This window comes from Pseudomonas sp. SCT (genome assembly GCF_003864275.1).
GTDB classification, from domain to species: Bacteria; Pseudomonadota; Gammaproteobacteria; order Pseudomonadales; family Pseudomonadaceae; genus Stutzerimonas; species Stutzerimonas stutzeri_AE.
This window is the reverse complement of record NZ_BDJA01000001.1, coordinates 447,101-472,378: the sequence shown is the minus strand read 5'-3', so window position 1 is coordinate 472,378 and position 25,278 is coordinate 447,101. Positions and strand designations below refer to the sequence as shown.

Genomic DNA, 25,278 nt, shown 5'->3' with positions numbered 1-25,278 from the left:
GCCGATACCACCATCCGCTGCGCCACCCCAGCCAATTCTCACAGGGCGACTGTCCCGGCAGCTCGCTTCGCCTGCAGCGGAGGCCGCGCACAATGAGTCAGCCGTTCAGCGCGACACCCCACGTACAGAGCATGCAGGTCATCCCCGTGGCCGGCCACGACAGCATGTTGCTCAACCTCTGCGGGGCCCATGCCCCCTACTTCACACGCAATCTGGTGCTGCTCACCGACAATGCCGGCAACACCGGCATCGGCGAAGTACCCGGTGGCGAAGGCATCCGCCAGGCACTGGAGCGCTGCCGGGCGCTGGTCATCGGCCAGCCGATCGGCCTCTACAACCGCACGCTCAACAGCCTGCGCAGCGCCATCGCCGGCAACGCCGCCGGTACCCCGCAGGCAACCCGCCACGAGGTGACCTCCGAAGCCGAGGCGGCGGTACTCAAGCAGCCTCACGAGATCAACCTGCGCCTGGACAACGTGATCACCGCGGTAGAGGCCGCCCTGCTCGACCTGCTCGGCCAGCACCTCGACGTGCCGGTAGCCGAGCTGCTCGGCAGCGGTCAGCAGCGCGACGCGGTGCCGATGCTCGCCTACCTCTTCTATATAGGTGATCGCCAGCGCACCGACCTGCCCTATCTGGCCAGCACTGGCGAGGACTGGTACCAGCTGCGCCATCAGCAGGCGCTGACCCCGGACGCCATCGCCCGCCTGGCCGAGGCCGCGCGTGCGCGCTACGGCTTCGCCGACTTCAAGCTCAAGGGCGGGGTGATGCGCGGCGAGGAGGAGATGCAGGCGATCGCCGCGATCAAGGCGCGCTTCCCCGATGCCCGCGTGACGCTGGACCCCAACGGCGCCTGGTCGCTGGACGAGGCCATCGCCCTGTGCAAGGGCCAGGGCCACCTGCTCGCCTACGCCGAAGACCCCTGCGGCCCGGAAAATGGCTACTCCGGCCGCGAGATCATGGCCGAGTTCAAGCGCGCCACCGGCATTCCCACTGCCACCAACATGGTTGCCACCGACTGGCGGCAGATGGGCCACTCGCTGCGCCTGGAGTCGGTCGACATCCCTCTGGCCGACCCGCACTTCTGGACCATGCAGGGCTCGGTGCGCCTGGCGCAGATGTGCGAGCAGTTCGGCCTGACCTGGGGCTCGCATTCGAACAACCACTTCGACGTCTCGCTGGCCATGTTCACTCATGCCGCGGCCGCTGCACCGGGGCGCATTACCGCCATCGACACCCACTGGGTCTGGCAGGAAGGCCAGGAGCGCCTGACCCGCGAGCCACTGCAGATCGTCGCCGGCCAGGTCCGCGTGCCCGAGCGCCCGGGCCTGGGCATCGAGCCGGACATGGACCGAATCATGAGCGCCCACGAACTGTACAAGAAGGTCGCCAGCGGCGCGCGTGACGACGCCATGGCGATGCGTTACCTGGTGCCTGGCTGGACCTACGACCCGAAGAAACCCAGCCTCGGCCGCAATACCTGAACCCGCAGCCCAAACCCGGAGAACTCCAATGAAAACAATATTCCGCGCCTCCCTGCTTTCCGCCCTCGTCGGCATCGCCGGTCTCGCTGCCGCCTCCACCACGATGGCCGCCGATGTGAAATGGCCGACCCGCCCCGTGCAGGTGGTGGTGATCGCCAACCCCGGCGGCGACACCGACTTCAACGCCCGCACCATGGCCAAGTATTTCAACCAGATCACAGGCAAGAGCATGGTGGTGACCAACATCGCCGGCGGCGGCGGCACCCTGGCCGCCGAGCAGGTCAAGGGCGCCGCAGCCGACGGCAACACCATCCTCTTCACCCACCCCGGCCAGCTGATCGTCAACGAGGTCGCCGGCCTCACCGAGGACAGCTACGAAACCTTCGACGTCTCATGCATCGCCGGCGTCGACAAGAGCACGGTGTTCGTCGCCTCCAAGCAGTCCGGCGTGACCAGCATGCAGGACCTGATCGACAAGTCGAAGGCCAAGCCGGGCAGCGTCACCTACGGCACCGAGATGGGCAGCTTCTCCCACGTGCAGGGGCTGATGCTGGAGAAGCTGACCGACACCAAGCTGAAGATGGTCGACGGCGGCACCGTTTCCGACCGCGTGGTGGGCATGCTCGGCGGCCGCCTGGACCTCGGCGCGATCACCTACGGCTCGGTGCAGGACTACGTCAGCGGCGGGCAGATGGTCGCCCTCGGCCAGCCCAACGACGAGCGCAACCCGCTGCTCGGCGACGTGCCGACACTCAAGGAGCAGGGCCTGGATATCACCATGGACAAGCCCTACGTGGTCGCTTTCCCGAAAGGCACCGACCCGTCGATCGTGAAGAAGATGGCCGACCTGATGAAGCAGATCACCGAGATCCCCGAGTACGCCGAGGACCTGAAGAAGTTCAAGCAGCCGGTGGCCTACTACGGCACTGAGGAAGCCAAGCAAATCCTGGCCAAGACCCGCGACGACTTCATGCAGTTCAAGGACGAGCTGCGCACGGCCAAGAAATAAACCCGACGCAGCGCCAGCCGGCTGAACGGACCGGCTGGCCGCTCCTCTTCGCGTACGGAGGTTTGCCATGACCACTGCGAACAAGAAAGAACTGACCATCGGTGTAGCCATGCTCGGCGCCAGCGTGGCCTATCTGGTGATGGCCTCTCGTGTACCTGGCCACGAAGGCATCGATGCCGCCACCGTGCCCTTTCTGCTGGCCGTCCTGCTCTGTCTGCTGGGCCTGCTGCAGACCCTGAGCGCTTTCACCCGCCATGCGCGGGCTGACGTAGGCACCAGCGATACGCCAGACGAGCCCAAGGCAACGGTCACCGAGCCGCTGACCGTACTCAAGACACTGGGCCTGATCCTGCTCTACGTCGTGCTGCTGGGACCGGTGGGCTTTCCCATCATGACCACGCTCTACCTGTACCTGCAGTTCATCGTGCTGACCCCGGTGGAGCGCAAGATCCGCCACCTGCCCTATGCGGGCATCGCGCTTGTCACGTCCATCGTCATCTATCTGCTGTTCCGCGAGGCCTTCGATCTGTTGCTGCCCGCTGGCCTGCTGAATTTCCTCTGAGGAATCGACCATGCTCGAATTACTGCAGCAAGGCTTCGGTGCCGTCTTCTCGCTCAACATCCTGCTGCTGATGCTCGGCGGCGTCGCGGTCGGCATCGTCTTCGGCGCCGTACCCGGCCTGTCGGCGACGATGGCAGTGGCGCTGTGCTTGCCACTGACCTTCACCATGGGGCCGCAAGCTGGCCTGTCGCTGCTCGTCGCGCTGTTCATCGGCGCTACGTCCGGCGGGCTGATCTCAGCGATTCTGCTGAAGATCCCCGGTACGCCATCGTCCATCGCCACTGTGTTCGACGGCGGCCCGCTGATGGAGCAGGGCATGGGCGTGAAGGCGCTCGGCGTCGGCATCGTGTTCTCCTTTCTCGGCACCATCTTCAGCATCATCGCGCTGATGTTCATCGCCCCGCAGCTGGCCAAGGTGGCGCTGAGCTTTGGCCCGCACGAATACTTCGCCATCGCGGTGTTCTCGCTGACGTTGATCGCCACCCTGTCGGCCGGCTCGATGGTCAAGGGCCTGTTTGCCGGCACCCTCGGCATCGCCGTATCCACCGTCGGCATCGCCCCGGTGGAGGCGGTGCGCCGCTTCACCTTCGGCGTCAGCGAGCTGAACGGCGGCTTCTCCATGCTCACGGTGATGATCGGCATGTTCGCCGTGGCCGAGGTCATCAAGCTCGCCGAAACCGGCCGGCATGCCGTGCGCAACAAGGCCGGTTCAGTGAGCATGAAGCAGATCAAAGGCTTCGGCTTTTCGCTCAAGGAGTTCCGCCAGGAGCTGCCCAACGCGACCCGTTCCGGCCTGATCGGCCTGGCGGTGGGCATCCTGCCGGGGATCGGTGCCGGCACCTCCAACCTGCTCTCCTACATCGTCGCGAAGAAGCGCGCCAAGCAGCCGGAAACCTACGGCAAGGGCAACATCGGTGGCGTGGTCGCCAGCGAGACCGCGAACAACGCCGGCATCGGTGGCGCCATGATGCCGCTGATGACCCTGGGCATTCCCGGCGACACCACCACGGCGATCCTGCTCGGCGGCTTCCTGATCCACGGCATCCAACCCGGCCCGCTGCTGTTCATCAGCCAGGGCCCGCTGGTCTACACCATCTTCGCCGCGCTGCTGGTGGCCTCGGTGATGATGCTGTTCATGGAGTTCTACGGCCTGCGCCTGTTCATCAAGCTGCTCGACGTGCCCAAACACATCCTGCTGCCGATCATCCTGGTGCTCTGTGTGGTCGGTGCCTTCGGCCTCTCCAGCCGACTGTTCGATGTCTGGTCGATCCTGCTGTTCGGTGTGCTCGGCTACGGATTCGTCAAGGCAGGCATGCCCGTCGCGCCCTTCATAATCGGCTTTATCCTCGGGCCGATGGCGGAGACCAACCTGCGCCGCGGGCTGATGCTCTCCGATGGCAACTTTGCATCCTTCTTCACCAACCCCATCGCCGCGACTTTCCTCGGGCTGGCCCTGGCCTTCGTGCTCTGGCAGCTGTACAGCGCGATGCGGCCACGGAGCGGCGTGCTCGGTCAGGCGCTACGCACCTGAACCTGCGCCCCTCTGCGCGAGCAGAGGGGCTGCCGTCACGGCTTGGTGCCGAACGTCTCGCTTGCCAGCGTCCAACCCGCCACCTGCTCACTGAGGCTAAGCCCCAGCCCGGCCCGAGTCGGCACCTGCATGCAGCCATCGCGGATCTCGAGCCGCTCCCGGAATAGCGGCTCCAGCCACTCGAAATGCTCGACCCACGTGGCATGTTCGTAGGCCGCAGCGAGGTGGATATGCAATTCCATGACGAAATGCGGCGCCATCACGATTCCACGTCGCCGCGCCGCCTCGGCCACCTGCAGGAACGGCGTGATGCCACCGATGCGCGGCGCATCATGCATGATCACGTCCACCGCCCCGCGCTCGATGAAGGCACAGGCTTCGGCCGCGCTGCCGAGCATCTCGCCAGTGCCAACCGGGGTGATCAGCTGTGCAGCCAGGGCGGCGTGGCCTTCCAGATCGTGGGCGTCCAGCGGCTCCTCGATCCAGGTCAGCTCGAACTCCTCCAGCGCCCTGCCCATGCGTGCCGCGGTGGTGCGATCCCATTGCTGGTTGACGTCAACCATCAGCGCCACCCCGTCACCGAAGTGCTTGCGCAACGCCTCGACCCGGCGCAGGTCGGCGTGCCGATCGGGCTGGCCGACCTTCAGCTTGATCCCGCCAATGCCTCGCGCCCTAGACGCCTCGGCCTTTTCGATGACCTCCTCGATGGGCGCCTGCAGGTAGCCGCCGGAGGTGTTGTAGCAAGGCACCGCGTCGCGGTGGGCGCCGAGCAGCTTGGCCAGCGGCAATCCGGCGCGGCGCGCCTTGAGGTCCCACAGCGCGGTATCGAAGGCAGCGATGCTCTGCACCGCCAGGCCGCCGCGCCCGATCGAGGCGCTGGCCCAGCTCAATCGGCTCCACAGGCGGGCGATGTCGTTGGGATCCTCGCCCAGCAGCAACGGCGCTAGCTCCCGCGCATGGGCATATTGCGCCGGCCCGCCGCTGCGCAGGCTGTAGCTGAAGCCCAGCCCCTTATGACCCTGCTGCGACTGCAGTTCAACGAACAACAGGCTGACCGACGCCAGCGGCAGCTGCCGCCCGGTGAGTACCTTGGCGTCGCTGACCGGCCGCTGCAGCGGCAGCTCCACCGCACGCAGGCCGATCCAGCTGATGCGGTCAGCTTCATAGAGGTCGCTCATTCGTGCACCGCCTCGCCAGTCAGGGGATGCGCTGGATAATCCGCCGGCTGATTGATACGGTCCAATTCATTAACGCTTTCGATTGATACTAGGAACGGATCAATGTTCGAACTCGCCCAACTGCGCTGCTTTACCACCCTGGCCAGCGAACTGAATTTCCGTCGCGCGGCCGAGCGCCTGAACATGACGCAGCCGCCGCTGAGCCGGCAGATCCAGCTACTGGAGCATCAGCTCGGCGTCGCGCTGTTCACCCGCAGCACGCGCTCGGTAGCACTCACCGCTGCCGGTCGCGCCTTCTTCGTCGAGGCCCAGGCCCTGCTCGACCAGGCCCACCGCGCCGCACAAGGTGCGCGCCTGGCCGCACTGGGCGAGAGCGGCTCGCTGACCATCAGCTTCGTTGCCAGCGCGGTCTACGACTTCCTGCCGCGCGCCATCACCCAAGTGCGCCGGGAACGGCCAGGTGTGGCCATCAACCTGCTGGAGACCACCACCTTCGAACAACTGCAGGCTCTGCGCGCGCGTCGGGTCGACTTGGCGGTGGTGCGCGAGCCGTTGCGGCAGCCGGGACTGGTCAGTGAATGCCTGCTGCGCGAGCCCTTTGTGCTGGCCACGCCGGCCGACCACCCGCTGGCGCAGCATCCGGCGCCGATGCTGGAAATGCTCCACGGCGAGCCGTTCATCCTCTATGCCCATGGCGCCTGGCAGCCGTTCAACGAGCTGCACACCGGGCTGTTCCGCGCCAGCGGTATCCAGCCCGAATTCGTGCAGTCACTCGGCTCGACGCTGACCATCCTCTCGCTGGTCAACGCTGGCCTCGGCCTGGCGCTGGTGCCGCGCGGGGCCAGCGCGATCCGCTTCCAGCAGGTACGCTTTCGCGAACTGCCGCTGCCGGCGGGCATCTGCGCCGAGCTGCATCTGGCCTGGCGCGACGACAACGACAACCCGGCGCTGGAAGCGGCGCGCGATGCCGTACGCCAAGCGGCCGGCGATATTGCCCGGGACCTGCCACCGCTCTAGCGGACCTGGTCGCATCGCAACCCCATATCGCTTCTCCTGCCTGCGCTGGCCCGCCCGTCGCCGCCGGCACCGCTCCGGCCGATCGCCCGCGGGTTCGCCCCAAACACTCGGTCGAGTCATGCGAGTGCCGCGACGTGCCACCCGGCTCGGATGGCCGGGCGGTTGGCGGCGCATGTGGCTCGCCGGCTTGCTCGGCCACTTACTGCGCTTACGTATCCATGACTTCATCAATACACAGATCAGCCTCTACGCTGAGCCGCAGCAAATCGCGCAAATCTGTACCGGCCGATCGGTGCGCAACTGAACTGTTCCGCTGGTCGAACAGGTCCTAATCTGGCTGACCGGGCATTGGACGGGCATCGCCGCCAGCACGCCGTGCTCAACCTGAGGATTTTTGGCATGCACGACGCAGAGATCGATCTGCATCATTTCGACCGGCGCATGGTCTGGGCCGGTTTTCGCCAGCTCGCGCCGATTTCCATCTTCGTCACCCTGTTCGGTGCCGCCTTCGGCCTCGCCGCGGTGCAGACCGGGCTGGACGATACGGTGATCCTGGCGATGAGCGCGCTGGTGTTCGCCGGCGCCTCGCAGTTCGCCGCGCTGGAGCTGTGGGGCACGCAGGTGCCGCTGTTCACCCTGATGCTCACGGTATTCGCCATCAACGCCCGGCACCTGCTGATGGGCGCCACGCTCTACCCCTGGTTGCGCCAGCTGCCGACGCGCCGACGCTACGGAGTGATGCTGATCGCCTCGGATGCCAACTGGGCGATGGCCATGCAGGCCTTCAACCGCAACCGTCCGGGCTTTGGCCTGCTGTTCGGTGGCGGCCTGGCGCTGTGGTCGTTCTGGGTGGTGGGCAGTTGGCTGGGCATCCATTTCGGCAGTGCGGTCAGCGATCCGAAGCGCCTGGGGCTGGACATGGTGATGGGCTGCTTCCTGCTGGCCATGGTGGTGGGCGGCGAAAAGAACCTGCGCATGCTGGCGATCTGGGGTATTGCCGCCGGCGCCTCGCTGCTCGCCTTCCGTTACCTGCCGGAGAACAGCCATGTGGTGGTCGGCGCCCTCGCTGGCGGCCTGGCCGGTGTGCTGTGGAAGGAGAAGATGCGTGAATCTTGATGCGACGGGCGCAGGCGCGCTGATCCTGGTGCTGGTCATGGCACTGGTGACCCTGGCGACGCGCTGGGGCGGCGTCTTCGTCATGGCCTTCGTGCCCATCGGCGACCGCGTCCGCCAGTTCATCACCGCCATGTCCGGCTCGGTGCTGGTGGCGATAATCGCGCCGATGGCCTGGCAGGGCGACAGCGGCGCGCGGCTGGCACTGCTGGCCACAGCGGTGACCATGCTGGTAGTGAAGAAGCCGCTGCCGGCGATTGCCGCCGGTATCCTCGCCGCGGCGCTGACCAGGCAATTCTGAGCAGTGGCGGCTGATCGCAGCCGCTCCAGCCGGATCACCCCCTGCATGCAGCCATAACGGGGGCGCACCAGCAGCGCCTCGACATCGAGCGGTCGCGCACCGACCTCGTTGCGCAACGCTCTTTCGGATAGTCATCATACAACCAATAGAAAAATGAAGACGGTGCCCCGGCTTTATCAGTCTGGGGCGCCGCTTCTCTGCAGCCCTCTGTCGCCGCACTTTAGCTTGACCTGTTCCCTGCAAGCGGCGCTGCCAAGCGATATATCTCATCAAATACGACTTTAAGCCTGTTGACATTGATGCGGGCAGATGCTGATATTTAGCACATGTCATATGACAACAGATGACTTCAAGAACAATAACGACAGGCACCTCGATGACTACCACTCCGACACCCCAATTCGGCCGTCTTCTGCTCACCGGTGCAGCGGGCGGCCTCGGCAAGGAGCTGCGTGAACGCCTGCAGCCCTATGCCCGCATCATCCGACTGTCCGATATTGCGCCGATGGCCCCGGCAGCCGGCGAGCATGAGGAAGTCATGCCCTGCGACCTCGCCGACAAGGCGGCCGTGCATGTCCTGTGCGAAGGCGTCGATGCCATCGCCCATTTCGGCGGCGTCTCCGTCGAGCGATCATTCGAAGAAATCCTCGACGCCAATATCCGCGGCACCTTCCATATCTACGAAGCGGCGCGTCTGCATGGCATCAAGCGCGTGGTGTTCGCCAGCTCCAACCATGTGATCGGCTTCTACCCGCAGACCGAAACCCTGGATGCCCATTCACCGCGCCGCCCGGATGGCTACTACGGCCTGTCCAAGTCCTACGGCGAGGACATGGCGAACTTCTATTACGACCGCTACGGCATCGAGACCGTCAGCATCCGCATCGGCTCCTCGTTTCCCGAGCCGGCCAATCGTCGAATGATGAGCACCTGGCTGAGCTTCCGCGACCTCACCGAGCTGATGCGTTGCGCGCTGTTCACGCCAGCGGTCGGCCATACCGTGGTCTACGGCATGTCCGCCAACCGCGGCGTCTGGTGGGACAACCATCTCGCGGCGCACCTGGGCTTCAGCGCGCAGGACAGCTCCGAGGTGTTCCGCGACAAGGTCGAGCAGCAACCGCGATACAGCGCTGACGACCCCGCCGGCATCTACCAGGGTGGCGCCTTCGTCGCGGCCGGCCCCTTCGACTGATCGACCACCTTCGCCCGCGTAGAACAACACAGAGAAACGCAATGGCCAGTGAAGCTGAACTCATCGTTGACCTCGGCTGCGCCACCGGCGAAAGCCCGGTGTGGGTCGCCGCCGAACAGGCGCTGTACTGGGTCGACATCCCCAACCGCGAGCTGCTGCGCTGGAATGCCGCCGATGGCCAGATTTCTCGCTGGCAGGGCGACGAGATGCTCGCCTGCATCGCCCGTCATGGCGACGGCTGGGTGGCCGGCATGGAGAGCGGCTTCTTCTCTCTGCAGACGCGCCCGGATGGCCGCCTCGACAGCCATCTGCTGGCCACCATCGATCACCAGTTGCCCGCGATGCGCATGAACGATGGCCGCTGCGATCGCCAGGGCCGTTTCTGGGCCGGCAGCATGGCGCTGGACATGGCCGCCGGGCACCCGGTCGGCGCGCTGTACCGGCTGGACAGCACGATCATCGACGCCCCGCTGGTGCCACAACTGGACGGCCTCATCGTGCCCAACGGCCTGGCTTTCAGCCCGGACGGGAGGACCATGTACCTCTCCGATTCGCACCCCAGCGTGCAGAAGATCTGGGCCTTCGATTACGACATCGATAGCGGCACACCAAGCCGTCGGCGGCTGTTCGTTGACATGCTCGATCACCCCGGCCGGCCCGACGGCGCCGCGGTGGATGCCGATGGCTGTTACTGGATCTGCGGCAACGATGCCGGCTTTATCCACCGATTCACGCCCGATGGCCGCCTGGACCGTTCGCTCGCCGTGCCGATGAAGAAACCGAGCATGTGCGCCTTCGGCGGCGCGCGGCTGGACACCCTGTTCGTCACCTCGATCCGCCCCGGTGGCGACCTCAGCGACCAGCCGCTGGCCGGTGGCGTCTTTGCCCTGAACCCCGGTGTTACCGGACTGGAGGAACCCGCTTTCAGCTGAAAAAACCAGGGAAGGGCCGCTTGCCCGACCTCGCTTCTCGCAACGCTGCACACCAACAAAAACAAGATGGAGAGTGTCATGAACCTCAAACGCAAGTTGCTCGTTACCGCCCTTCCCTTCGCCTTCTGCATCAGCGGGCTGGCTCACGCCATGACGCTGAAGATCGCCGAGATCCACCCGGCCGGTTACCCGACCGTGGTCGCCATGGAAAACCTTGGCAAGAAGCTGGAAACCGCCACCAACGGCGAGATCAAGTCGCGCATGTTTGCCGGTGGCGTACTCGGCTCCGAAAAGGAAGTGATCGAGCAGACCCAGATTGGCGCGGTGCAACTGACCCGCGTCAGCCTCGGCTCGGTAGGTCCGGTAGTGCCGGCCACCAACGTGTTGAACATGCCGTTCGTGTTCCGCGACATCGAGCACATGCGCAAGGTGGTCGACGGCGAGATCGGTCAGGAGATCCTCGACGCCATCACCAACTCGGACTTCAACATGGTCGGCCTGGCCTGGATGGAAGCCGGCAGCCGCAGCCTGTACACCAAGAAACCGATCCGCCGCATCGAAGACCTCAAGGGCATGAAGATCCGTGTGATCGGCAACCCGCTGTTCATCGACACCCTCAACGCCATGGGCGCCAACGGCATCGCCATGGACACCGGCGAAATCTTCAGCGCCCTGCAGAGCGGCGTGATCGACGGCGCCGAGAACAACTCGCCGACCCTGCTCGAACACAACCACTTCCGCGTGGCCAAGCACTACACCCAGACCCACCATTTGATCCTGCCCGAGCCGCTGCTGATGTCCAAGGACACCTGGAACAAGCTCAGCCCCGAGCAGCAGGCGACGGTGAAGAAACTGGCCAAGGAAGCCCAGCTGGAAGAGCGCGACCTCTGGGTGGCCAAGGAAACCGCCAGCAACGAGAAGCTCAAGGCCGAGGGCGTCGAGTTCATCGAGGTCGACACCAAGCCCTTCTACGACGCCACCGCCCCGGTCCGCGAGAAGTACGGCGCGCAGTTCGCCGAGCTGATCAAGCGCATCGAAGCCGTTCAGTAACCCTCGTGCAAGCGCATCGCGGCGGCCTGCACCGCCGCGATGCAATCGGTGGAGTCTCATGAAAAACCTGGTTCTAGGCGTCAATGACGCCATCTACCGCGCCTGCGTCATCGTCGCCGCCACAGCGATCGTGATCATGGCGACGATCATTCCCTGGGGCGTGTTCAGCCGCTACGCACTGGGTCAGGGCCTCGGCTGGCCCGAACCCATCGCCATTCTGCTGATGGTGCTGTTCACCTTCGTCGGCGCCGCCGCCAGCTACCGCGCCGGCGCACACATGGCCGTGCAGGTGCTCAGCGATCGCCTGCCGCCGCTGGCCCAGCCCTTCATCATCCTGTTCGTGCGCCTGGCCATGGCGGCCATCAGCCTGTTCATGCTGATCTGGGGCTACAAGCTGTGCGTCGCCACTTGGAACCAGTACCTCAGCACCCTGACCTGGATGCGGGTCGGCATCAGCTACGCACCGATTCCACTGGGCGGCTTCATCACCCTGCTGTTCGTCATCGAGCAACTGCTGTACGGCGACCAGAGCAAGCGCCGGGTCGTCGATTACGAAGCCCGTGAAGAGTCCAAGGAGTCCGTGTAATGGATGCCGTCGTCCTGTTGGGCAGCTTCATCGTCCTCATTCTGCTACGTGTTCCGGTCGCCTACTCCCTCGGCCTGGCCACCCTGGTCGGTGCCTGGTGGATCGACATTCCCCTGCACGCCGTGATGATTCAGATCGCCGGCGGCGTGAACAAATTCTCCCTGCTGGCCATTCCCTTCTTCGTTCTGGCCGGCGCGATCATGGCTGAAGGCGGCATGGCCCGGCGCCTGGTCGCCTTCGCCGGAGTGCTGGTCGGCTTCGTTCGCGGCGGCCTGTCACTGGTCAACATCACCGCCTCGACCTTCTTCGGCGCCATCTCCGGCTCATCCCTGGCGGACACCGCCTCGGTCGGCTCGGTGCTGATCCCCGAGATGGAGAAGAAGGGCTACCCGCGGGAATTTTCCACCGCGGTGACCATTTCCGGTTCGGTACAGGCACTGCTGACGCCGCCCAGCCACAACTCGGTGATCTATTCGCTGGCCGCCGGCGGCACCGTATCCATCGCCGCGCTGTTCGTCGCCGGCATCGGTCCGGGCCTGCTGCTCAGCGCCACCATGGCGACCCTGTGCCTGCTGTTCGCCCGCAAGCGCAACTACCCCAAGGGCGAAGTAGTACCGCTGCGCCAGGCGTTGAAGATCTGCGTCGAGGCGCTGTGGGGCCTGATGACCATGGTCATCATCCTCGGCGGCATTCTCTCCGGCGTGTTCACGGCCACCGAGTCCGCCGCGGTGGCAGTGGTCTGGGCGTTCTTCGTGACCATGTTCATCTACCGCGACTACAAGTGGAGCGAGCTGCCGAGAATGCTGCATCGCACGGTGCGCACCCTGTCGATCGTGATGATCCTGATCGCCTTCGCCGCGAGCTTCGGCTACATCATGACCCTGATGCAGATCCCGTCGAAGATCACCACCGCGTTCCTGGCGCTGTCGGACAACCGTTACGTGATCCTCATGTGCATCAACTTCATGCTGCTGGTGCTGGGCACGCTGATGGACATGGCACCGCTGATCCTGATCCTGACGCCGATCCTGCTGCCGGTAGTCGTTTCCTTCGGCGTCGACCCGGTGCACTTCGGCATGATCATGCTGGTCAACCTCGGGATCGGGCTGATTACCCCGCCGGTCGGTGCGGTACTCTTCGTCGGTGCCGCCATCGGCAAGGTCACCATCGAGAACACGGTAAAGGCCCTGCTGCCGTTCTACGCCGCGCTGTTCGCGGTGCTGATGGCAGTGACCTATATCCCGATGATTTCGCTGTGGCTGCCGAGCGTAGTGCTCTGATCCAGCTCACGATCTGCTGCGCGTCGGCCCTCCTGCGTTAAAAACAGGCTCGGAATGCTCATTTACAAAAGTAAACTCCGCTTCCTCGCCTGTTTTTGCCTTGTAGGGCTCTAGCTCGCAAGATCTCACACACTGCCTGCTTCGCTGCATCGTTTGCCGAGCTACTCGCCCAAGCAAAGCCGCCTTGTGCGCAGCGCCTCGTTTAAGGACGTATCGCCCTGCCATGTTAGCCACGCCATTTCCACGCCACATCGCCGTGCTGATCCTGGCCACTCTGGCCTGTTCATTCGCCGCCAACCACATCGCCGCGCGGATCGCCTTCGACCATGGCACCGGCCTGCTACTGGCCATGCTCTGCCGCGCCGGGGTGACGCTGCTGGCGCTGGCTGCGCTGGTGTTCTGGCGTCGTGAATCGCTGCGTCTGAGCCCGGCAACCTGGCGCTGGCAGATCCTGCTCGGCCTGCTGATCGCGGTGCAGAGCTTCTGCATCTATTCGGCGGTGGCGCGCATTCCGGTGGCGCTGGCGCTGCTGGTGGTGAACCTGTCGCCGATTCTGCTGGCACTGCTCACCTGGGCGCTCGGCGGGCCGCGGCCGACCCGCCAGGCGCTGGCGATCATGGGGCTGATCCTGATCGGCCTGGTGCTGGTGCTGGATGTGCCAGCACGCCTGATGAGCGCCGAGGCGCCGGATGGCCAGTGGGTCGCTGGCATCCTCTTCAGCCTGACGGCAGCGGCAGTGTTCGCGGTAGCGCTGTGGGTCACCGAGCACAAGCTGTCGAACATGGCCGGTTCGGTGCGCAGCATGCTGACGCTGCTCGTAGTGTTCGGTGCGTCGGCGCTGCTTGGCGCCAGTGACCTGATTCCCGGTGGGCTTGGATTACCCAACGCATCCGCCGGCTGGATCGCCCTGGGTTGCCTGGTCTTGCTCTACGGCGCGGCCTTTTCGACGCTGTTCATCTGCATGCCACGGCTGAACATCGCGCGCAACGCGCCGGTGATGAACATGGAGCCGGTGGCCGGCATGCTGCTGGGCTGGCTGGTGCTCGGCCAGCTGCTCGGGGCGATGCAGGTGGTCGGCGGCCTGATCGTGGTCGGCGGTGTCGTCCTGCTGGCGTACCGCCGCTAGGCCTTGCCGAAGGCCAGCCCGCCGCAGGGCGCGGCGGCTGGCTGACGAGGCGCGGGGTCAGCCGACCTTGCTCGCCTCCGCCTCCTCATGGGCCTGACGCAGCCGCTCGCGGCTGTTGGTCAGGTGCAGGCGCATGGCCGCCCGCGCCGACTCCGGGTCCTGTCGCGCGATGGCCTCGTAGATCTGCTCATGCTCGCGGCCCAGACGCGCCTGATAGTGCTGCTGATCGTCATGGGCCAGGCGCGCGGAATTGACCCGGCTGCGCGGGATCAGCGTCGTGCCGAGGTGGCTCATGATGTCGGTGAAATAGCGGTTGCCGGTGGCCTCGGCGATTTGCAGATGGAACTGGAAGTCCGACGCCACTGCGTCGCTGGAATGCGCCGCGCTCTGATTCAGCTGATCGAGAAAGGCACGCATCGCCGCCAGCTGCTCGGGCGTGCGACGCTGCGCGGCGAGGCCGGCCGACTCCACTTCCAGGCTGATGCGCAGCTCGAGGATCGCCAGCAGATCGCGCAACGTGCCGATGGTCGCCGGGTCGATGCGCAGTCCGGTGGTGCTCGGCGTATCCAGCACGAAGGTGCCGATACCGTGCCGCGTTTCCACCAGCCCCGAGGCCTGCAGCCGCGAGATCGCCTCGCGCACCACCGTGCGGCTCACGCCCTGCGCCTGCATGATCGCCGACTCGGTCGGCAGCTTGTCGCCACGCTTCATCAGGCCGTCGCGGATCTGTTGCGAAAGCTCGGCGACCAGTTCCTGGGCGAGGCTGCGGTGTTTGCGACGGGCGCGGGGCTGGGCGCTCTGATTATCCATGGACGGCGATCTCTGAGAAGCGGAAGCAACCGTCATCATAGCCCAGCAGTTGTACGATAACTATTGATCCATTGCATTTGTAGGGAAATACAGCCCCACAGATGCGCTTTGGTCAGCTACGAGGCCGTCCGGCAGTGCCCGGCGCGGCAGCGGTTGGCTTCGTGGCCGGGATCTTCCTGCATCAGCTTGCGGGTCACGCCGTTGGTCCAGCCGAAGCCATCCTGCAGCGGATACTCACCGCCACCGGCATGCTCGGTGCAGGGCCGCAGCACGTATTTCTCCACCAGCTTGTTCTCGCGCTCGAAGAGGTGGCTGACGATGGTCAGCCAGCGCTCTTCGATCTCCAGCGCCAGCGCATCATGGCCGTAGCGCTGCAGGCCACGAATGCCGATCCACTGCAGCGGTGCCCAGCCGTTGGGGCGGTCCCACTGTTCGCCACTGCCACCGATTTCCGTCGTCGCCAGGCCACCCGGCACGAGCAATCGTGCCTGCACAGTCAGGGCGACAGCGGCCGCCTGCTCGGCGCTAGCCATGCCGACGAACAGCGGGGCCAGTGTTGCGGCAGTGAGGTTGTCGCGCTGCCGGCCGCGCTGCCAGTCGTAGTCGAAGTAAGCAGCGGCATTCGGGTTCCACAGGTAGTTGTCGATGGCACTGAGCCGGGCCGCGGCGCGTCGCGCGAAGTCCTCGGCGCAGGCATGCTGGTTCTTCACCGCGGACAACTCGGCGATCTGCCGCTCCAGCTTGTAGAGCAGCGCGTTGAGGTCGACCGGCAGGATGCTGGTGGTGCGGATGGTCGCCAGCCGGTGGGCGTCATCCAGCCAGCGCGAGCTGAAGTCCCAGCCCGATTCGGCCCCGGCGCGCAGATCGCGATAGACCTCGTGCCGCGGCCGGCAGCTGGAGCGCGCGGTTTCGACATCTTCTCGATACGACTCCTCGCGCGGCGTGTCGCGCTCGTCCCAGTAGCGGTTGAGCACCACGCCGTCGGCCAGGCAGACGCAACGCCGATGCGCCTCACCCGGGCGCAAGGCATCGGCCCCGTCCATCCAGAACGCGTACTCCTTGTGCAGCTGCGGCAGGTAATCGCTGGCGCGATAGACGCCGGTTTCCTCGAACAACTCGGTCATCAGGGCGAACACCGGCGGCTGCGAGCGGCCCAGGTAGTAGGTGCGATTGCCGTTGGGCACGTGGCCGTAGGTGTCGATCAGGTAGGCGAAGTTGTCCGCCATGGCGCGCAGCAGATCGCAATGCCCACTTTCGTCCAGGCCGAGCATGGTGAAGTAGGAATCCCAGTAATACAGCTCGGTGAAGCGTCCGCCCGGCACCACGTAGTCGTGCGGCAGCGGCAGCAGCGAGGAATGCTCGGGATGGTCCTGCGGATGGCGGGTGAGGATCGGCCAGAGCCGGTCGATGTGCTCGGCCAGGCTGTCGTCGGGGTTGGCGACAAACTCCCTGACCGGCATTTCATACAGGCTGAAGTGCTCGCGAACGAACGCGGCGAGGTCGAAGCCCGGCTCGTCGCAACGGCTTCGATAGTCCGCCAGGATGGTTTCGGGATGCTGCAGAGGCGCGCAGTCGACGAAGGTTTTGCTGTCGGGAAAGATGCGCTGCATCTGCACGGCGACGAACAACTCCTGATAGCGCTCGGCGGGGCTAAGGGTGTCCGCCAGCGAGATGCTGCTGACGTCGCAGTTGAACGGCGGGCACGGGGCGCTATCGGTCATTGTTCGCTGTAATTCCATAGCAGGCCGCCATCGACCACCAGGGTAGTCCCGGTGATGTATTCGGCGTCGGGTGAGGCCAGAAAGGCAACGACGCCGGCGACGTCGTGAGGGCGGCCGAGACGGCCGGCGGGAATGTTCTGCAACAGGCTGGCAAGCTTTTCCGGCTGGTTCATCAGTTCGCGATTGATCGGCGTTTCCACCGCGCCGGGCGCCACGTTGTTTACCGTGATGCCCAGCGGCGCCAGCTCGATGGCGATGTTGCGCATCAGCATCTTCAGCCCGCCCTTGCTCGCGCAATAGGCGGTGAAGTTGGGGTGCGGCAGCTCTTCGTGCACCGAGCTGTTGTTGATGATGCGCCCGCCACGGCCCTGCTCGCGCAGATGACGGGCAAATGCCTGGGCGAGAAAGAACGGCCCACGCAGGTTGACGTTCAGCACCTGATCGTAATCATCCGCCTGCGCGTCGAGGAATGCCGCGTGCCGCTGCACACCGGCGTTGTTGACCAGGATATCCAGCCGCCCCATCTGTTCGATGCCTTCGCGCACCAACCGCTGGCACTGCTCGACGTCACCGACATCGGCGGCGATGAAGCACACCCGCCGGCCCAGGGCGCGTACCTGTTCGAGGCTCTCGCGGGCCTGCTCGTCGTCCTGGCGGCCGTTGACGATGATATCGGCGCCCTCCTCGGCCAGGCGCACGGCAATGCCGCGGCCGATGCCCTGGGTGCTGCCGGTGACCAGAGCCACCTGATTCTGCAAGCGCATTGCGACCCTCCGCACGCCCTGACGGGCGCGATGCCGTTTCGATCAGTATGCAGATCAGACGGAACGAGACGGCGCGCGTTCCCCTTTTTAGCCCGGCGCAAGCAGCCGGTCGCACCGAGTGTCTACGTTAGCTGACTAACCTTTCTCTCCTCTGGCCGAAGGCGCAAAATGGCCGGCTCTCCGCTGCTCGTCGAAGGACGTCATGGCTACCGCCAATCTGCGCAAGGGTTATCTGCTGGGGCTGGCCACCTTCAGCATCTGGGGCATGTTCCCGCTCTACTTCAAGGCACTCGAACAATACGGCGCGCTCGAGATCGTCACCCAGCGGGTGATCTGGTCGGCCGTGTTCGGCTCGCTGGTACTGCTGGTCTGGCGCCATCCAGGCTGGTGGCGCGAACTGCTGGCACATCCACGTCGCCTCGGCGTGCTCGGCATCTCCAGCGTGCTGATCGCCGCCAACTGGCTGATCTACGTCTGGGCGGTGAACCACGACCGGATGGTCGAAGCCAGCCTGGGCTACTACATCAATCCGCTGGTCAACGTGCTGCTCGGCATGCTCGTGCTGCGCGAGCGCCTGCGCCCGCTGCAGTGGCTGGCTGTGGCGATGGCCACTGTCGGTGTCAGCCTGCAGTTGCTGATGCTCGGTGAGTTTCCGTGGATTTCCATCGTGCTGGCGCTGAGCTTCGGCAGCTACGGTCTGCTACGCAAGCTGGCACCGGTGGCCGCGTTGCCCGGGCTGGTGGTGGAGACCTGGATGTTGTTGCCGGTAGCGCTGGTCTGGCTGTTCTGGTTCAGCAGCGGCACCAGCACCGAGCCGGCATTCTGGACCAGCAGCGATGCGCTCTGGCTGATGGCCGCCGGGCCGGTGACGCTGATTCCGCTGCTCGGCTTCAACGCCGCGGCGCGTCATCTGCCGTATTCGACCCTGGGCTTCCTGCAGTACCTGACGCCGACGCTGCTGCTGATCCTCGCCGTGCAGCTGTTCGGCGAGCCGTTCCCGGTCGACCGTCAGCTGGCGTTCTTCTGCATCTGGGCGGGGCTTGCGGTGTACAGCCTGGACGCCTGGCGCATCATGCGTAAAAGCGCCGGCTGAAATGCCGGCGGCCGGCTAGGGTTTCTCAGCAGGTTGCAGCTTGAGTTCGACCATCAGGTCATCGGCCAGCGCTTCCAGCCGCTGTTGCAGGACCTCCAGCGACAGCTCGCTCGGCACGGCCAGGCGCACCTCGGCGCGGAACAGCAGCTCGCTGCTCATCGGCGCCGGCAGCACCTCGGTATCCAGGCTTTCCAGGTTGACGCCGTGCGTGGCCAGCAGATGGGTAATGTCGCGCACGATGCCCGGACGGTCATTGCCGACCAGCTCTAGCTGGATTTCCTGCCAGCTCTCTACCGGCTCCGTGCCGCTGTGCGCCAGCAGGACGCGAATGCCCTGCGCCTCCAGCCCTTGTAGCGCAGCGGTAAGCTCGGCATGGGCCTGCTGCGGCACGGCCACCCGCAGAATGCCGGCGAACTGCCCGGCCATGCGCGACATGCGGCTCTCCAGCCAGTTACCGCCATGATCGGCGATGCACTTGGCCAGACGTTCGACCAGACCCGGCTGATCTTCGGCAATGACGGTAAGAACGAGGTGATCCATGGACTGCTCCTGTGCTGGGGAATCGCTCACGCGGTAGCGGCGGCCCATTAGGTATAGCAGGCGGTCGCCCTCGATGGCAGCCTGCCGCACCCTCCCCGTCGTCGCAGGGGGGCTCTTTCGGCGGACTGATTTTCCCCGGCGCTTCATGTAGTATCCGGCGACTCGGACTACAAGAAACGAGACTGTCCGTCGAATTAGAAGAACCAAGTGAGGCGAGTAATGACTGAGCGCGTTCAAGTCGGTGGCCTGCAGGTCGCCAAAGTCCTGTACGACTTCGTGAACAACGAAGCGATTCCCGGTACCGGCGTCGATGCCGCCGCCTTCTGGGCCGGCGCCGACAGCGTCATCCACGACCTGGCGCCGAAGAACCGCGCGCTGCTGGCCAAGCGCGACGACCTGCAGGCGCAGATCGACGCCTGGCACCAGGCTCGCGCCGGTCAGGCCCACGACGCAGTGGCATACAAGAGCTTCCTGCAGGAAATCGGCTACCTGCTGCCGGAAGCCGAAGACTTCCAGGCCACCACCGAGAACGTCGACGAAGAAATCGCCCGCATGGCCGGCCCGCAGCTGGTGGTGCCGATCATGAACGCGCGCTTCGCCCTGAACGCCGCCAACGCCCGCTGGGGCTCGCTGTACGACGCGCTGTACGGCACCGACGCGATCTCCGAAGCAGACGGCGCCAGCAAGGGCCCGGGCTACAACGAGATCCGCGGCAACAAGGTCATCGCCTACGCGCGCAACTTCCTCAATGAAGCCGCACCGCTGGAAACCGGCTCCCACGTCGATTCCACCGGCTACCGCATCGAAGGCGGCAAGCTGGTTGTTTCGCTGAAAGACGGCAGCACCACCGGCCTGAAGAACCCGGCCCAGCTGCAGGGCTTCCAGGGCGAAGCCAGCGCACCGATCGCCGTGCTGCTGAAGAACAACGGCATTCACTTCGAGATCCAGATCGACCCGGCCAGCCCGATCGGCCAGACCGACGCGGCCGGCGTGAAGGACATCCTGATGGAATCGGCGCTGACCACCATCATGGACTGCGAAGACTCCATCGCTGCCGTCGACGCCGACGACAAGACCGTCGTCTACCGCAACTGGCTCGGCCTGATGAAGGGCGACCTGGTCGAGGAGCTTGAAAAAGGCGGCAAGCGCATCACCCGCGCGATGAACCCGGACCGCGTCTACACCAAGGCCGACGGCAACGGCGAGCTGACCCTGCATGGCCGCTCGCTGCTGTTCATCCGTAACGTCGGTCACCTGATGACCAACGATGCCATCCTCGACAAGGAAGGCAACGAGGTGCCGGAAGGCATCATGGACGGCCTGTTCACCAGCCTGATCGCAGTGCACAACCTCAACGGCAACACCAGCCGCAAGAACACCCGCACCGGCTCGATGTACATCGTCAAGCCGAAGATGCACGGCCCGGAAGAAGTGGCCTTCGCCACCGAGCTGTTCGGTCGCGTCGAGGACGTCCTCGGTCTGCCGCGCAATACCCTGAAGGTTGGCATCATGGACGAGGAGCGTCGTACCACGATCAACCTCAAGGCCTGCATCAAGGAAGCGCGCGAGCGCGTGGTGTTCATCAACACCGGCTTCCTCGACCGCACCGGCGACGAAATCCACACCTCCATGGAAGCCGGCCCGATGGTGCGCAAGGCGGCCATGAAGGCCGAGAAGTGGATCAGCGCCTACGAGAACAACAACGTCGACGTGGGCCTGGCCTGCGGCCTGCAGGGCAAGGCGCAGATCGGCAAGGGCATGTGGGCCATGCCTGACCTGATGGCGGCGATGCTCGAGCAGAAGGTCGGCCACCCCATGGCCGGTGCCAACACCGCCTGGGTGCCGTCGCCGACTGCTGCCACCCTGCACGCCATGCATTACCACAAGATCGACGTGCAGGCGCGTCAGGTCGAACTGGCCAAGCGCGAGAAGGCGTCCATCGACGACATCCTCACCATCCCGCTGGCGCAAGACACCAACTGGAGCGAGGAAGAGAAGCGCAACGAGCTGGACAACAACTCGCAGGGCATCCTCGGCTACATGGTTCGCTGGGTCGAACAGGGCGTCGGCTGCTCCAAGGTGCCGGACATCAACGACATCGCGCTGATGGAAGACCGTGCCACCCTGCGTATCTCCAGCCAGCACGTGGCCAACTGGATGCGCCATGGCGTGGTGACCAAGGATCAGGTGGTCGAAAGCCTCAAGCGCATGGCGCCGGTGGTTGACCGTCAGAACCAGGGCGACCCGCTGTACCGCCCGATGGCGCCGGACTTCGACAACAGCGTGGCCTTCCAGGCTGCCCTGGAGCTGGTCCTCGAAGGCACCAAGCAGCCCAACGGCTACACCGAGCCGGTACTGCACCGCCGCCGTCGTGAGTTCAAGGCCAAGAACGGCCTGTAACAAGCGAGTCAGCTGCAAGAGAACCGCCCTACGGGGCGGTTTTTTTATGCCTCGAATCCGCCGAACGGTTCTCAAGTTCACTCTGTTACAACCGATAACGTGACCCGAAAGGCATTTCCAGTCACAATATCGTTGCGCGATAGCATTTGGCCATATGCGCAACTCCCGCAGTACCTGCAGCCCGCCCTGGAGTCGATGCATGCTGAAGAACTTCTCGCTGACCGCCAAGCTTTCCCTGGTGCCGGCAGTAGCCCTGTTCGGGCTCGTGTTGTACGTCGGCTATACCTCGCTGCAGCTTTCGGCTACCGATTCGCGGCTGGTCTTTCTCGAAAACCGTGGCTACCCGACGCTGGAAAAGGCCGATGCGGTGATCTTCCAGTTTTCCCGCGTGCCGGCTCTGCTGAACAACGCGGTGGCTGCCGGCGAGCCCGGTGTGCTCGACGAGGCTCGTGAAGTGCTGCAGCAGATCGATACGCAGCAGCAATCCCTGGCAGCCCTGCTGAGCGATCAGCGCCAGCAGCACCAAGCCCTGGGCGACTGGCGCAAATCCGTGCGCGACTATGCCGACAACGCGCTCGCCGCCTCGACCAAGCTGATCGACGGCAGCGCCTCGTTCGATGACCTGCGACCGAGCCTCGACCGCATGGCGAGCGACCTGGCCCAGGCGCAGAAGCTGGGCAGCGATTTCCGCGCACAGGCCTACGACAGCTTCCAGCAAACCCTGGTCGAGACCCGCGAAGCCAACGCCAACACCACGCGGCTGGGCATCATCCTCAGCCTGGTGCTGGTGATATTGGTCAGCCTCGGCGCCTGGCTGGTGATCCGCAGCGTGATGGTCAATATCCGCGGCGTGATCGCTTCGCTGCAGTCAATTGCCCGCGGCGACGGCGACCTGACCCAGCGGGTCAACGTCGAATCCAACGACGAAATCGGCGCGATGATCGAGCTGTTCAACAGTTTTCTCGACAAGTTGCAGAGCACCATTCGCCAGATCATCGATGCCGCGACCCCACTGGGCCAGGTTTCGAAGGAGCTGTACAAGCTGACCCAAGGCTCGGAAGAAAACGCCAAGTCGCAGCAGCACCACACCGATTCGATCACCCGCGACATCCTCACCATGACCGGCAGCATTCAGGAAGTGGCGCAGCGCTCACAGCAGGCTTCCGACGAGGCCAACTCCGCCGCCCGCCAGGCCGCCACCGCACGCGAACATGTCGGCAGCCTGTCGACCGGCATCAGTGACCTGGGTGACAGCGTGATGGGCGCGGTCAAGGCTATGGAACAGCTCGAGGAAGAAACCCAGGAAGTCGGTTCGGTACTGACCGTGATCCGCAGCATCGCCGAGCAGACCAACCTGCTCGCCTTGAACGCCGCCATCGAAGCCGCCCGTGCCGGCGAGCAGGGCCGCGGCTTTGCCGTGGTCGCCGATGAGGTGCGCAACCTGGCGCAGAAAACCGCCGCCTCCACTGCCGAGATCCAGCAGATCATCCAGCGCCTGCAGAACAGCGCCAACACCGTACTCAATGTGATGACCAGCAATGGCGAGAAATCCCGCGCGAGCATCCAGCGCTCGATCGAGGCCACGCAGCTACTGGAAACCATCGCCCGCACGGTCAACCAGATCGACGAACTCAACGCCGGCATCGCTCAGTTCACGCAAGAACAGATCGGCCTGTCGAGTTCCATCCAACAAGAAACCCAAGTGTTGCAGCAGGACGCACAAGCAACCGCTAACGGCGCCGAAGCCACCGCCCGTCTTGGCGAGCAACTGGTGAGTACCGGAGACCACCTGCGCGCGGCTACGGGCCAATTCCGTGTTTAACGATTATTTGGAGCATCAAATGACTGCACTTCGTGTCGCCGGTCTGGCAGCTGTCTGCCTGGCCGCCACCCCTGCCTTCGCCCTGGAACAGGGTGAACATCGCTTCAACGGTTTTGGTACCGTCGGCTTCACTCACCTGGGCGGCGAAGATGATGGTCGCAGCTATGGCATTCAGGGCCAGACCAACGATTCCTGGCGCGGCGATCAGCTGTCCAAGTTCGGCGCCCAGCTGAGCTACGGCATCACCGACACCCTGGGCGTAACCGTCCAGGCCACGGCCAAGGCGCAGCAGGACGAGTGGAAAGCCAACCTCGAGTGGGCCTACCTGTCGCTGCAGGCCAACGACCAGCTGATGCTCCGCGCCGGTCGCCTGCGCAGCCCGGTCTACATGTATTCCGAAAGCCTCGACGTCGGCTACAGCTACCCATGGCTGCGCCTGCCCGACGAGGTCTACAGCCAGGTGCAGGTCACCAACTACGAAGGCATCGACGCGGTCTACACCGTGCCGCTGTCGTACGGCTCAGTGACCTTCCAGCTTGCCGGTGGCCAGGCGAAGAACCGTGACTACTACGCCTACGACGAGCAGTTCGATATCGATTACGGCAAACTCTTCGGCGCCAGCGTCAGCCTGGCTACCAATGACTTCGGCACGCTGCGCATCGGTTATGTCGAGGCGGATATCAAGACGGATATCACCGGCACCGTCGATGCGACCGCCATTGGCTTTGGCGCCAACGAACCCCTTTCCCTGCTCAACTTGAATAAAGAGAAAGGCAAGTTCACCTCGATCGGCTATCAGTACGACAACGGCACCTGGATCAGCAGCAACGAGTGGACCTCGCGCCTGATCGAGAACGACGGAATGGAAGCGATCGACTCCTTCTACCTGATGGGTGGCCGTCGTTTCGGCGATTTCCTGCCGCACGTCACCTATGCGCAACTGGATGACAACGGTGGCCGTCAGAGCTCCTGGACCCTGGGCCTGAACTACCAGGCCGCGCCGACCGTGGTGGTCAAGGGCGAGTACAAGCGCGTCGATACCAAGAACGGCTATGACGGCGTGTTTACCCGCAGCGCGCAGGAGGTCTTCGACAATGAAGTGAATGGTCGCTTCGGTGGCGCAGTGGGCACCCCCGCCCGCAACTACGACGGCGACATCGTTTCCGTCGGCGTCGATTTCGTATTCTGAGGAGCGTCCTGATGAAAGCATCCATTCGCATCCTCGGCACCGCCGCACTGCTCGGCATGGTTTCCCTGGCTCAGGCCGAGGTCGCCGTGATCGTCAATCCCGGCGCAGCCAAGGCACCGTCGCAGTCCGAGGTCGCCAACATCTTCCTGGGCAAGGACAAGTCCATGAAGGGCGTCGACCAGGCTGGCTGGACACCTGCCAAGGAAGCCTTCTATGCCGGCGTGACCAGCAAGAACGAGTCCCAGCTCAAGTCCTACTGGTCCGGTCTGATCTTCACCGGCAAGGGCCAGCCTCTGCCCACCGTCGCTGACGACGCTGCAGTAGTGGCGAAGGTCGCCGCCGAAGCCGATGCGATCGGCTACGTCGACAGTGCTGCCGTCAATGGCTCGGTCAAGGTGCTGTTCACCCTGCCCTGAGGCTCGCCAGCCAGATAAGAAACCGCCCTACGGGGCGGTTTTTTATGCCTGTACTATCGCAACAGCCCGAAACACCAGGCTGACCCTGATCAGCTCCTGCAACGCCCGTGCTGACTAGACTTACGTCCAATTGGGTCCGAACGGCCCGCAGCCCACCATTAA

The 25,278-nt window shown here is 64.7% G+C and carries 23 protein-coding genes; 18 read left to right on the top strand and 5 right to left on the bottom strand.

Features of this window, described 5'->3' with window-relative positions:
• The first annotated feature begins 92 nt into the window (after positions 1–92).
• The 4 genes from BHD08_RS02235 to BHD08_RS02220 all read left to right on the top strand — a co-directional run bounded on the left by BHD08_RS02235 (position 93) and on the right by BHD08_RS02220 (position 4,586).
• Positions 93–1,484: an enolase C-terminal domain-like protein gene (locus BHD08_RS02235; protein WP_125020657.1), complete on the top strand. Its 1,392-nt coding sequence runs from the start codon at positions 93–95 to the stop codon at positions 1,482–1,484.
• A gap of 28 nt (positions 1,485–1,512) precedes the next feature.
• Complete coding sequence (locus BHD08_RS02230; RefSeq protein ID WP_125020656.1) at positions 1,513–2,493, top strand: tripartite tricarboxylate transporter substrate binding protein; 981 nt, start codon at positions 1,513–1,515, stop codon at positions 2,491–2,493.
• 67 nt (positions 2,494–2,560) lie between these two features.
• The gene (locus BHD08_RS02225; protein ID WP_015275375.1) at positions 2,561–3,055 is read left to right on the top strand and encodes a tripartite tricarboxylate transporter TctB family protein; all 495 of its coding nucleotides are present in this window, start codon (positions 2,561–2,563) and stop codon (positions 3,053–3,055) included.
• A 10-nt stretch (positions 3,056–3,065) separates the two neighbouring features.
• On the top strand, positions 3,066–4,586 hold the full coding sequence (locus BHD08_RS02220; RefSeq protein WP_015275374.1) for a tripartite tricarboxylate transporter permease: 1,521 nt from the start codon (positions 3,066–3,068) through the stop codon (positions 4,584–4,586).
• A gap of 35 nt (positions 4,587–4,621) precedes the next feature.
• On the opposite strand, the gene BHD08_RS02215 is transcribed toward BHD08_RS02220, so the two are convergent.
• On the bottom strand, positions 4,622–5,764 hold the full coding sequence (locus tag BHD08_RS02215; protein WP_015275373.1) for a mandelate racemase/muconate lactonizing enzyme family protein: 1,143 nt from the start codon (positions 5,762–5,764) through the stop codon (positions 4,622–4,624).
• Positions 5,765–5,866: 102 nt separating this feature from the next.
• Between BHD08_RS02215 and BHD08_RS02210 the strand changes: the two genes are divergently transcribed.
• The 9 genes from BHD08_RS02210 (at position 5,867) to BHD08_RS02170 (ending at position 14,361) form a co-directional block, all read left to right on the top strand.
• Positions 5,867–6,781 carry a LysR family transcriptional regulator gene (locus BHD08_RS02210; protein WP_015275372.1) on the top strand — a complete coding sequence of 305 codons (915 nt, stop codon included), beginning with the start codon at positions 5,867–5,869 and terminating at the stop codon, positions 6,779–6,781.
• Between the two features lie 399 nt (positions 6,782–7,180).
• Positions 7,181–7,897 (top strand): AzlC family ABC transporter permease, encoded by a 717-nt coding sequence (locus BHD08_RS02205; protein WP_015275371.1) that lies wholly within the window; start codon positions 7,181–7,183, stop codon positions 7,895–7,897.
• A complete protein-coding gene (locus tag BHD08_RS02200) occupies positions 7,887–8,195 on the top strand; it encodes an AzlD family protein (RefSeq protein ID WP_015275370.1) in 309 nt (102 codons plus the stop codon). Before BHD08_RS02205 ends, BHD08_RS02200 begins: the two co-directional genes overlap by 11 nt.
• Positions 8,196–8,571: 376 nt before the next feature.
• Positions 8,572–9,387 (top strand): NAD(P)-dependent oxidoreductase, encoded by an 816-nt coding sequence (locus tag BHD08_RS02195; RefSeq protein WP_125020655.1) that lies wholly within the window; start codon positions 8,572–8,574, stop codon positions 9,385–9,387.
• A 41-nt stretch (positions 9,388–9,428) separates the two neighbouring features.
• Complete coding sequence (locus tag BHD08_RS02190) at positions 9,429–10,319, top strand: SMP-30/gluconolactonase/LRE family protein (protein ID WP_125020654.1); 891 nt, start codon at positions 9,429–9,431, stop codon at positions 10,317–10,319.
• Between the two features lie 78 nt (positions 10,320–10,397).
• Positions 10,398–11,369, top strand: a complete 972-nt coding sequence (locus BHD08_RS02185) for a TRAP transporter substrate-binding protein (protein ID WP_125020653.1) — start codon at positions 10,398–10,400, stop codon at positions 11,367–11,369.
• 58 nt (positions 11,370–11,427) lie between these two features.
• Complete coding sequence (locus BHD08_RS02180; RefSeq protein ID WP_015275366.1) at positions 11,428–11,955, top strand: TRAP transporter small permease; 528 nt, start codon at positions 11,428–11,430, stop codon at positions 11,953–11,955.
• Positions 11,955–13,235 (top strand): TRAP transporter large permease, encoded by a 1,281-nt coding sequence (locus BHD08_RS02175; protein WP_015275365.1) that lies wholly within the window; start codon positions 11,955–11,957, stop codon positions 13,233–13,235. Before BHD08_RS02180 ends, BHD08_RS02175 begins: the two co-directional genes overlap by 1 nt.
• Before the next feature lie 223 nt (positions 13,236–13,458).
• Positions 13,459–14,361: an EamA family transporter gene (locus tag BHD08_RS02170; protein WP_015275364.1), complete on the top strand. Its 903-nt coding sequence runs from the start codon at positions 13,459–13,461 to the stop codon at positions 14,359–14,361.
• A gap of 57 nt (positions 14,362–14,418) precedes the next feature.
• On the opposite strand, the gene BHD08_RS02165 is transcribed toward BHD08_RS02170, so the two are convergent.
• The 3 genes from BHD08_RS02165 to BHD08_RS02155 all read right to left on the bottom strand — a co-directional run bounded on the left by BHD08_RS02165 (position 14,419) and on the right by BHD08_RS02155 (position 17,656).
• A complete protein-coding gene (locus BHD08_RS02165; protein ID WP_015275363.1) occupies positions 14,419–15,171 on the bottom strand; it encodes a FadR/GntR family transcriptional regulator in 753 nt (250 codons plus the stop codon).
• A 116-nt stretch (positions 15,172–15,287) separates the two neighbouring features.
• Entirely contained in the window at positions 15,288–16,892 is a 1,605-nt protein-coding gene (gene treF / locus BHD08_RS02160) for an alpha,alpha-trehalase TreF (RefSeq protein WP_125020652.1), read from the bottom strand.
• On the bottom strand, positions 16,889–17,656 hold the full coding sequence (locus tag BHD08_RS02155; protein WP_125020651.1) for an SDR family oxidoreductase: 768 nt from the start codon (positions 17,654–17,656) through the stop codon (positions 16,889–16,891). Before BHD08_RS02155 ends, treF begins: the two co-directional genes overlap by 4 nt.
• 202 nt (positions 17,657–17,858) lie before the next feature.
• On the opposite strand from BHD08_RS02155, the gene rarD reads away from it, so the two are divergent.
• On the top strand, positions 17,859–18,749 hold the full coding sequence (rarD, locus tag BHD08_RS02150; RefSeq protein WP_015275360.1) for an EamA family transporter RarD: 891 nt from the start codon (positions 17,859–17,861) through the stop codon (positions 18,747–18,749).
• 15 nt (positions 18,750–18,764) lie between these two features.
• Here rarD and BHD08_RS02145 read toward each other — a convergent pair whose 3' ends face one another.
• Complete coding sequence (locus BHD08_RS02145) at positions 18,765–19,289, bottom strand: glycine cleavage system protein R (RefSeq protein WP_015275359.1); 525 nt, start codon at positions 19,287–19,289, stop codon at positions 18,765–18,767.
• 219 nt (positions 19,290–19,508) lie between these two features.
• On the opposite strand from BHD08_RS02145, the gene BHD08_RS02140 reads away from it, so the two are divergent.
• The 4 genes from BHD08_RS02140 (at position 19,509) to BHD08_RS02125 (ending at position 25,116) form a co-directional block, all read left to right on the top strand.
• Positions 19,509–21,689, top strand: a complete 2,181-nt coding sequence (locus BHD08_RS02140; RefSeq protein WP_015275358.1) for a malate synthase G — start codon at positions 19,509–19,511, stop codon at positions 21,687–21,689.
• 199 nt (positions 21,690–21,888) lie between these two features.
• Entirely contained in the window at positions 21,889–23,511 is a 1,623-nt protein-coding gene (locus BHD08_RS02135; RefSeq protein WP_015275357.1) for a methyl-accepting chemotaxis protein, read from the top strand.
• Positions 23,512–23,530: 19 nt separating this feature from the next.
• Positions 23,531–24,700 (top strand): hypothetical protein, encoded by a 1,170-nt coding sequence (locus tag BHD08_RS02130; protein ID WP_015275356.1) that lies wholly within the window; start codon positions 23,531–23,533, stop codon positions 24,698–24,700.
• Between the two features lie 11 nt (positions 24,701–24,711).
• Entirely contained in the window at positions 24,712–25,116 is a 405-nt protein-coding gene (locus BHD08_RS02125) for a hypothetical protein (RefSeq protein ID WP_015275355.1), read from the top strand.
• The last annotated feature ends 162 nt before the right edge of the window (positions 25,117–25,278 follow it).

Bases quoted from the DNA above. Each gene is read 5' to 3' on its own strand.
- BHD08_RS02235 (WP_125020657.1), top strand. From the start codon at position 93: ATGAGTCAGCCGTTCAGCGCGACACCCCACGTACAGAGCATGCAGGTC.
- BHD08_RS02230 (WP_125020656.1), top strand. From the start codon at position 1,513: ATGAAAACAATATTCCGCGCCTCCCTGCTTTCCGCCCTCGTCGGCATC.
- BHD08_RS02225 (WP_015275375.1), top strand. From the start codon at position 2,561: ATGACCACTGCGAACAAGAAAGAACTGACCATCGGTGTAGCCATGCTC.
- BHD08_RS02220 (WP_015275374.1), top strand. From the start codon at position 3,066: ATGCTCGAATTACTGCAGCAAGGCTTCGGTGCCGTCTTCTCGCTCAAC.
- BHD08_RS02215 (WP_015275373.1), bottom strand. From the start codon at position 5,764: ATGAGCGACCTCTATGAAGCTGACCGCATCAGCTGGATCGGCCTGCGT.
- BHD08_RS02210 (WP_015275372.1), top strand. From the start codon at position 5,867: ATGTTCGAACTCGCCCAACTGCGCTGCTTTACCACCCTGGCCAGCGAA.
- BHD08_RS02205 (WP_015275371.1), top strand. From the start codon at position 7,181: ATGCACGACGCAGAGATCGATCTGCATCATTTCGACCGGCGCATGGTC.
- BHD08_RS02195 (WP_125020655.1), top strand. From the start codon at position 8,572: ATGACTACCACTCCGACACCCCAATTCGGCCGTCTTCTGCTCACCGGT.
- BHD08_RS02190 (WP_125020654.1), top strand. From the start codon at position 9,429: ATGGCCAGTGAAGCTGAACTCATCGTTGACCTCGGCTGCGCCACCGGC.
- BHD08_RS02185 (WP_125020653.1), top strand. From the start codon at position 10,398: ATGAACCTCAAACGCAAGTTGCTCGTTACCGCCCTTCCCTTCGCCTTC.
- BHD08_RS02180 (WP_015275366.1), top strand. From the start codon at position 11,428: ATGAAAAACCTGGTTCTAGGCGTCAATGACGCCATCTACCGCGCCTGC.
- BHD08_RS02175 (WP_015275365.1), top strand. From the start codon at position 11,955: ATGGATGCCGTCGTCCTGTTGGGCAGCTTCATCGTCCTCATTCTGCTA.
- BHD08_RS02170 (WP_015275364.1), top strand. From the start codon at position 13,459: ATGTTAGCCACGCCATTTCCACGCCACATCGCCGTGCTGATCCTGGCC.
- BHD08_RS02165 (WP_015275363.1), bottom strand. From the start codon at position 15,171: ATGGATAATCAGAGCGCCCAGCCCCGCGCCCGTCGCAAACACCGCAGC.
- treF (WP_125020652.1), bottom strand. From the start codon at position 16,892: ATGACCGATAGCGCCCCGTGCCCGCCGTTCAACTGCGACGTCAGCAGC.
- BHD08_RS02155 (WP_125020651.1), bottom strand. From the start codon at position 17,656: ATGCGCTTGCAGAATCAGGTGGCTCTGGTCACCGGCAGCACCCAGGGC.
- rarD (WP_015275360.1), top strand. From the start codon at position 17,859: ATGGCTACCGCCAATCTGCGCAAGGGTTATCTGCTGGGGCTGGCCACC.
- BHD08_RS02145 (WP_015275359.1), bottom strand. From the start codon at position 19,289: ATGGATCACCTCGTTCTTACCGTCATTGCCGAAGATCAGCCGGGTCTG.
- BHD08_RS02140 (WP_015275358.1), top strand. From the start codon at position 19,509: ATGACTGAGCGCGTTCAAGTCGGTGGCCTGCAGGTCGCCAAAGTCCTG.
- BHD08_RS02135 (WP_015275357.1), top strand. From the start codon at position 21,889: ATGCTGAAGAACTTCTCGCTGACCGCCAAGCTTTCCCTGGTGCCGGCA.
- BHD08_RS02130 (WP_015275356.1), top strand. From the start codon at position 23,531: ATGACTGCACTTCGTGTCGCCGGTCTGGCAGCTGTCTGCCTGGCCGCC.
- BHD08_RS02125 (WP_015275355.1), top strand. From the start codon at position 24,712: ATGAAAGCATCCATTCGCATCCTCGGCACCGCCGCACTGCTCGGCATG.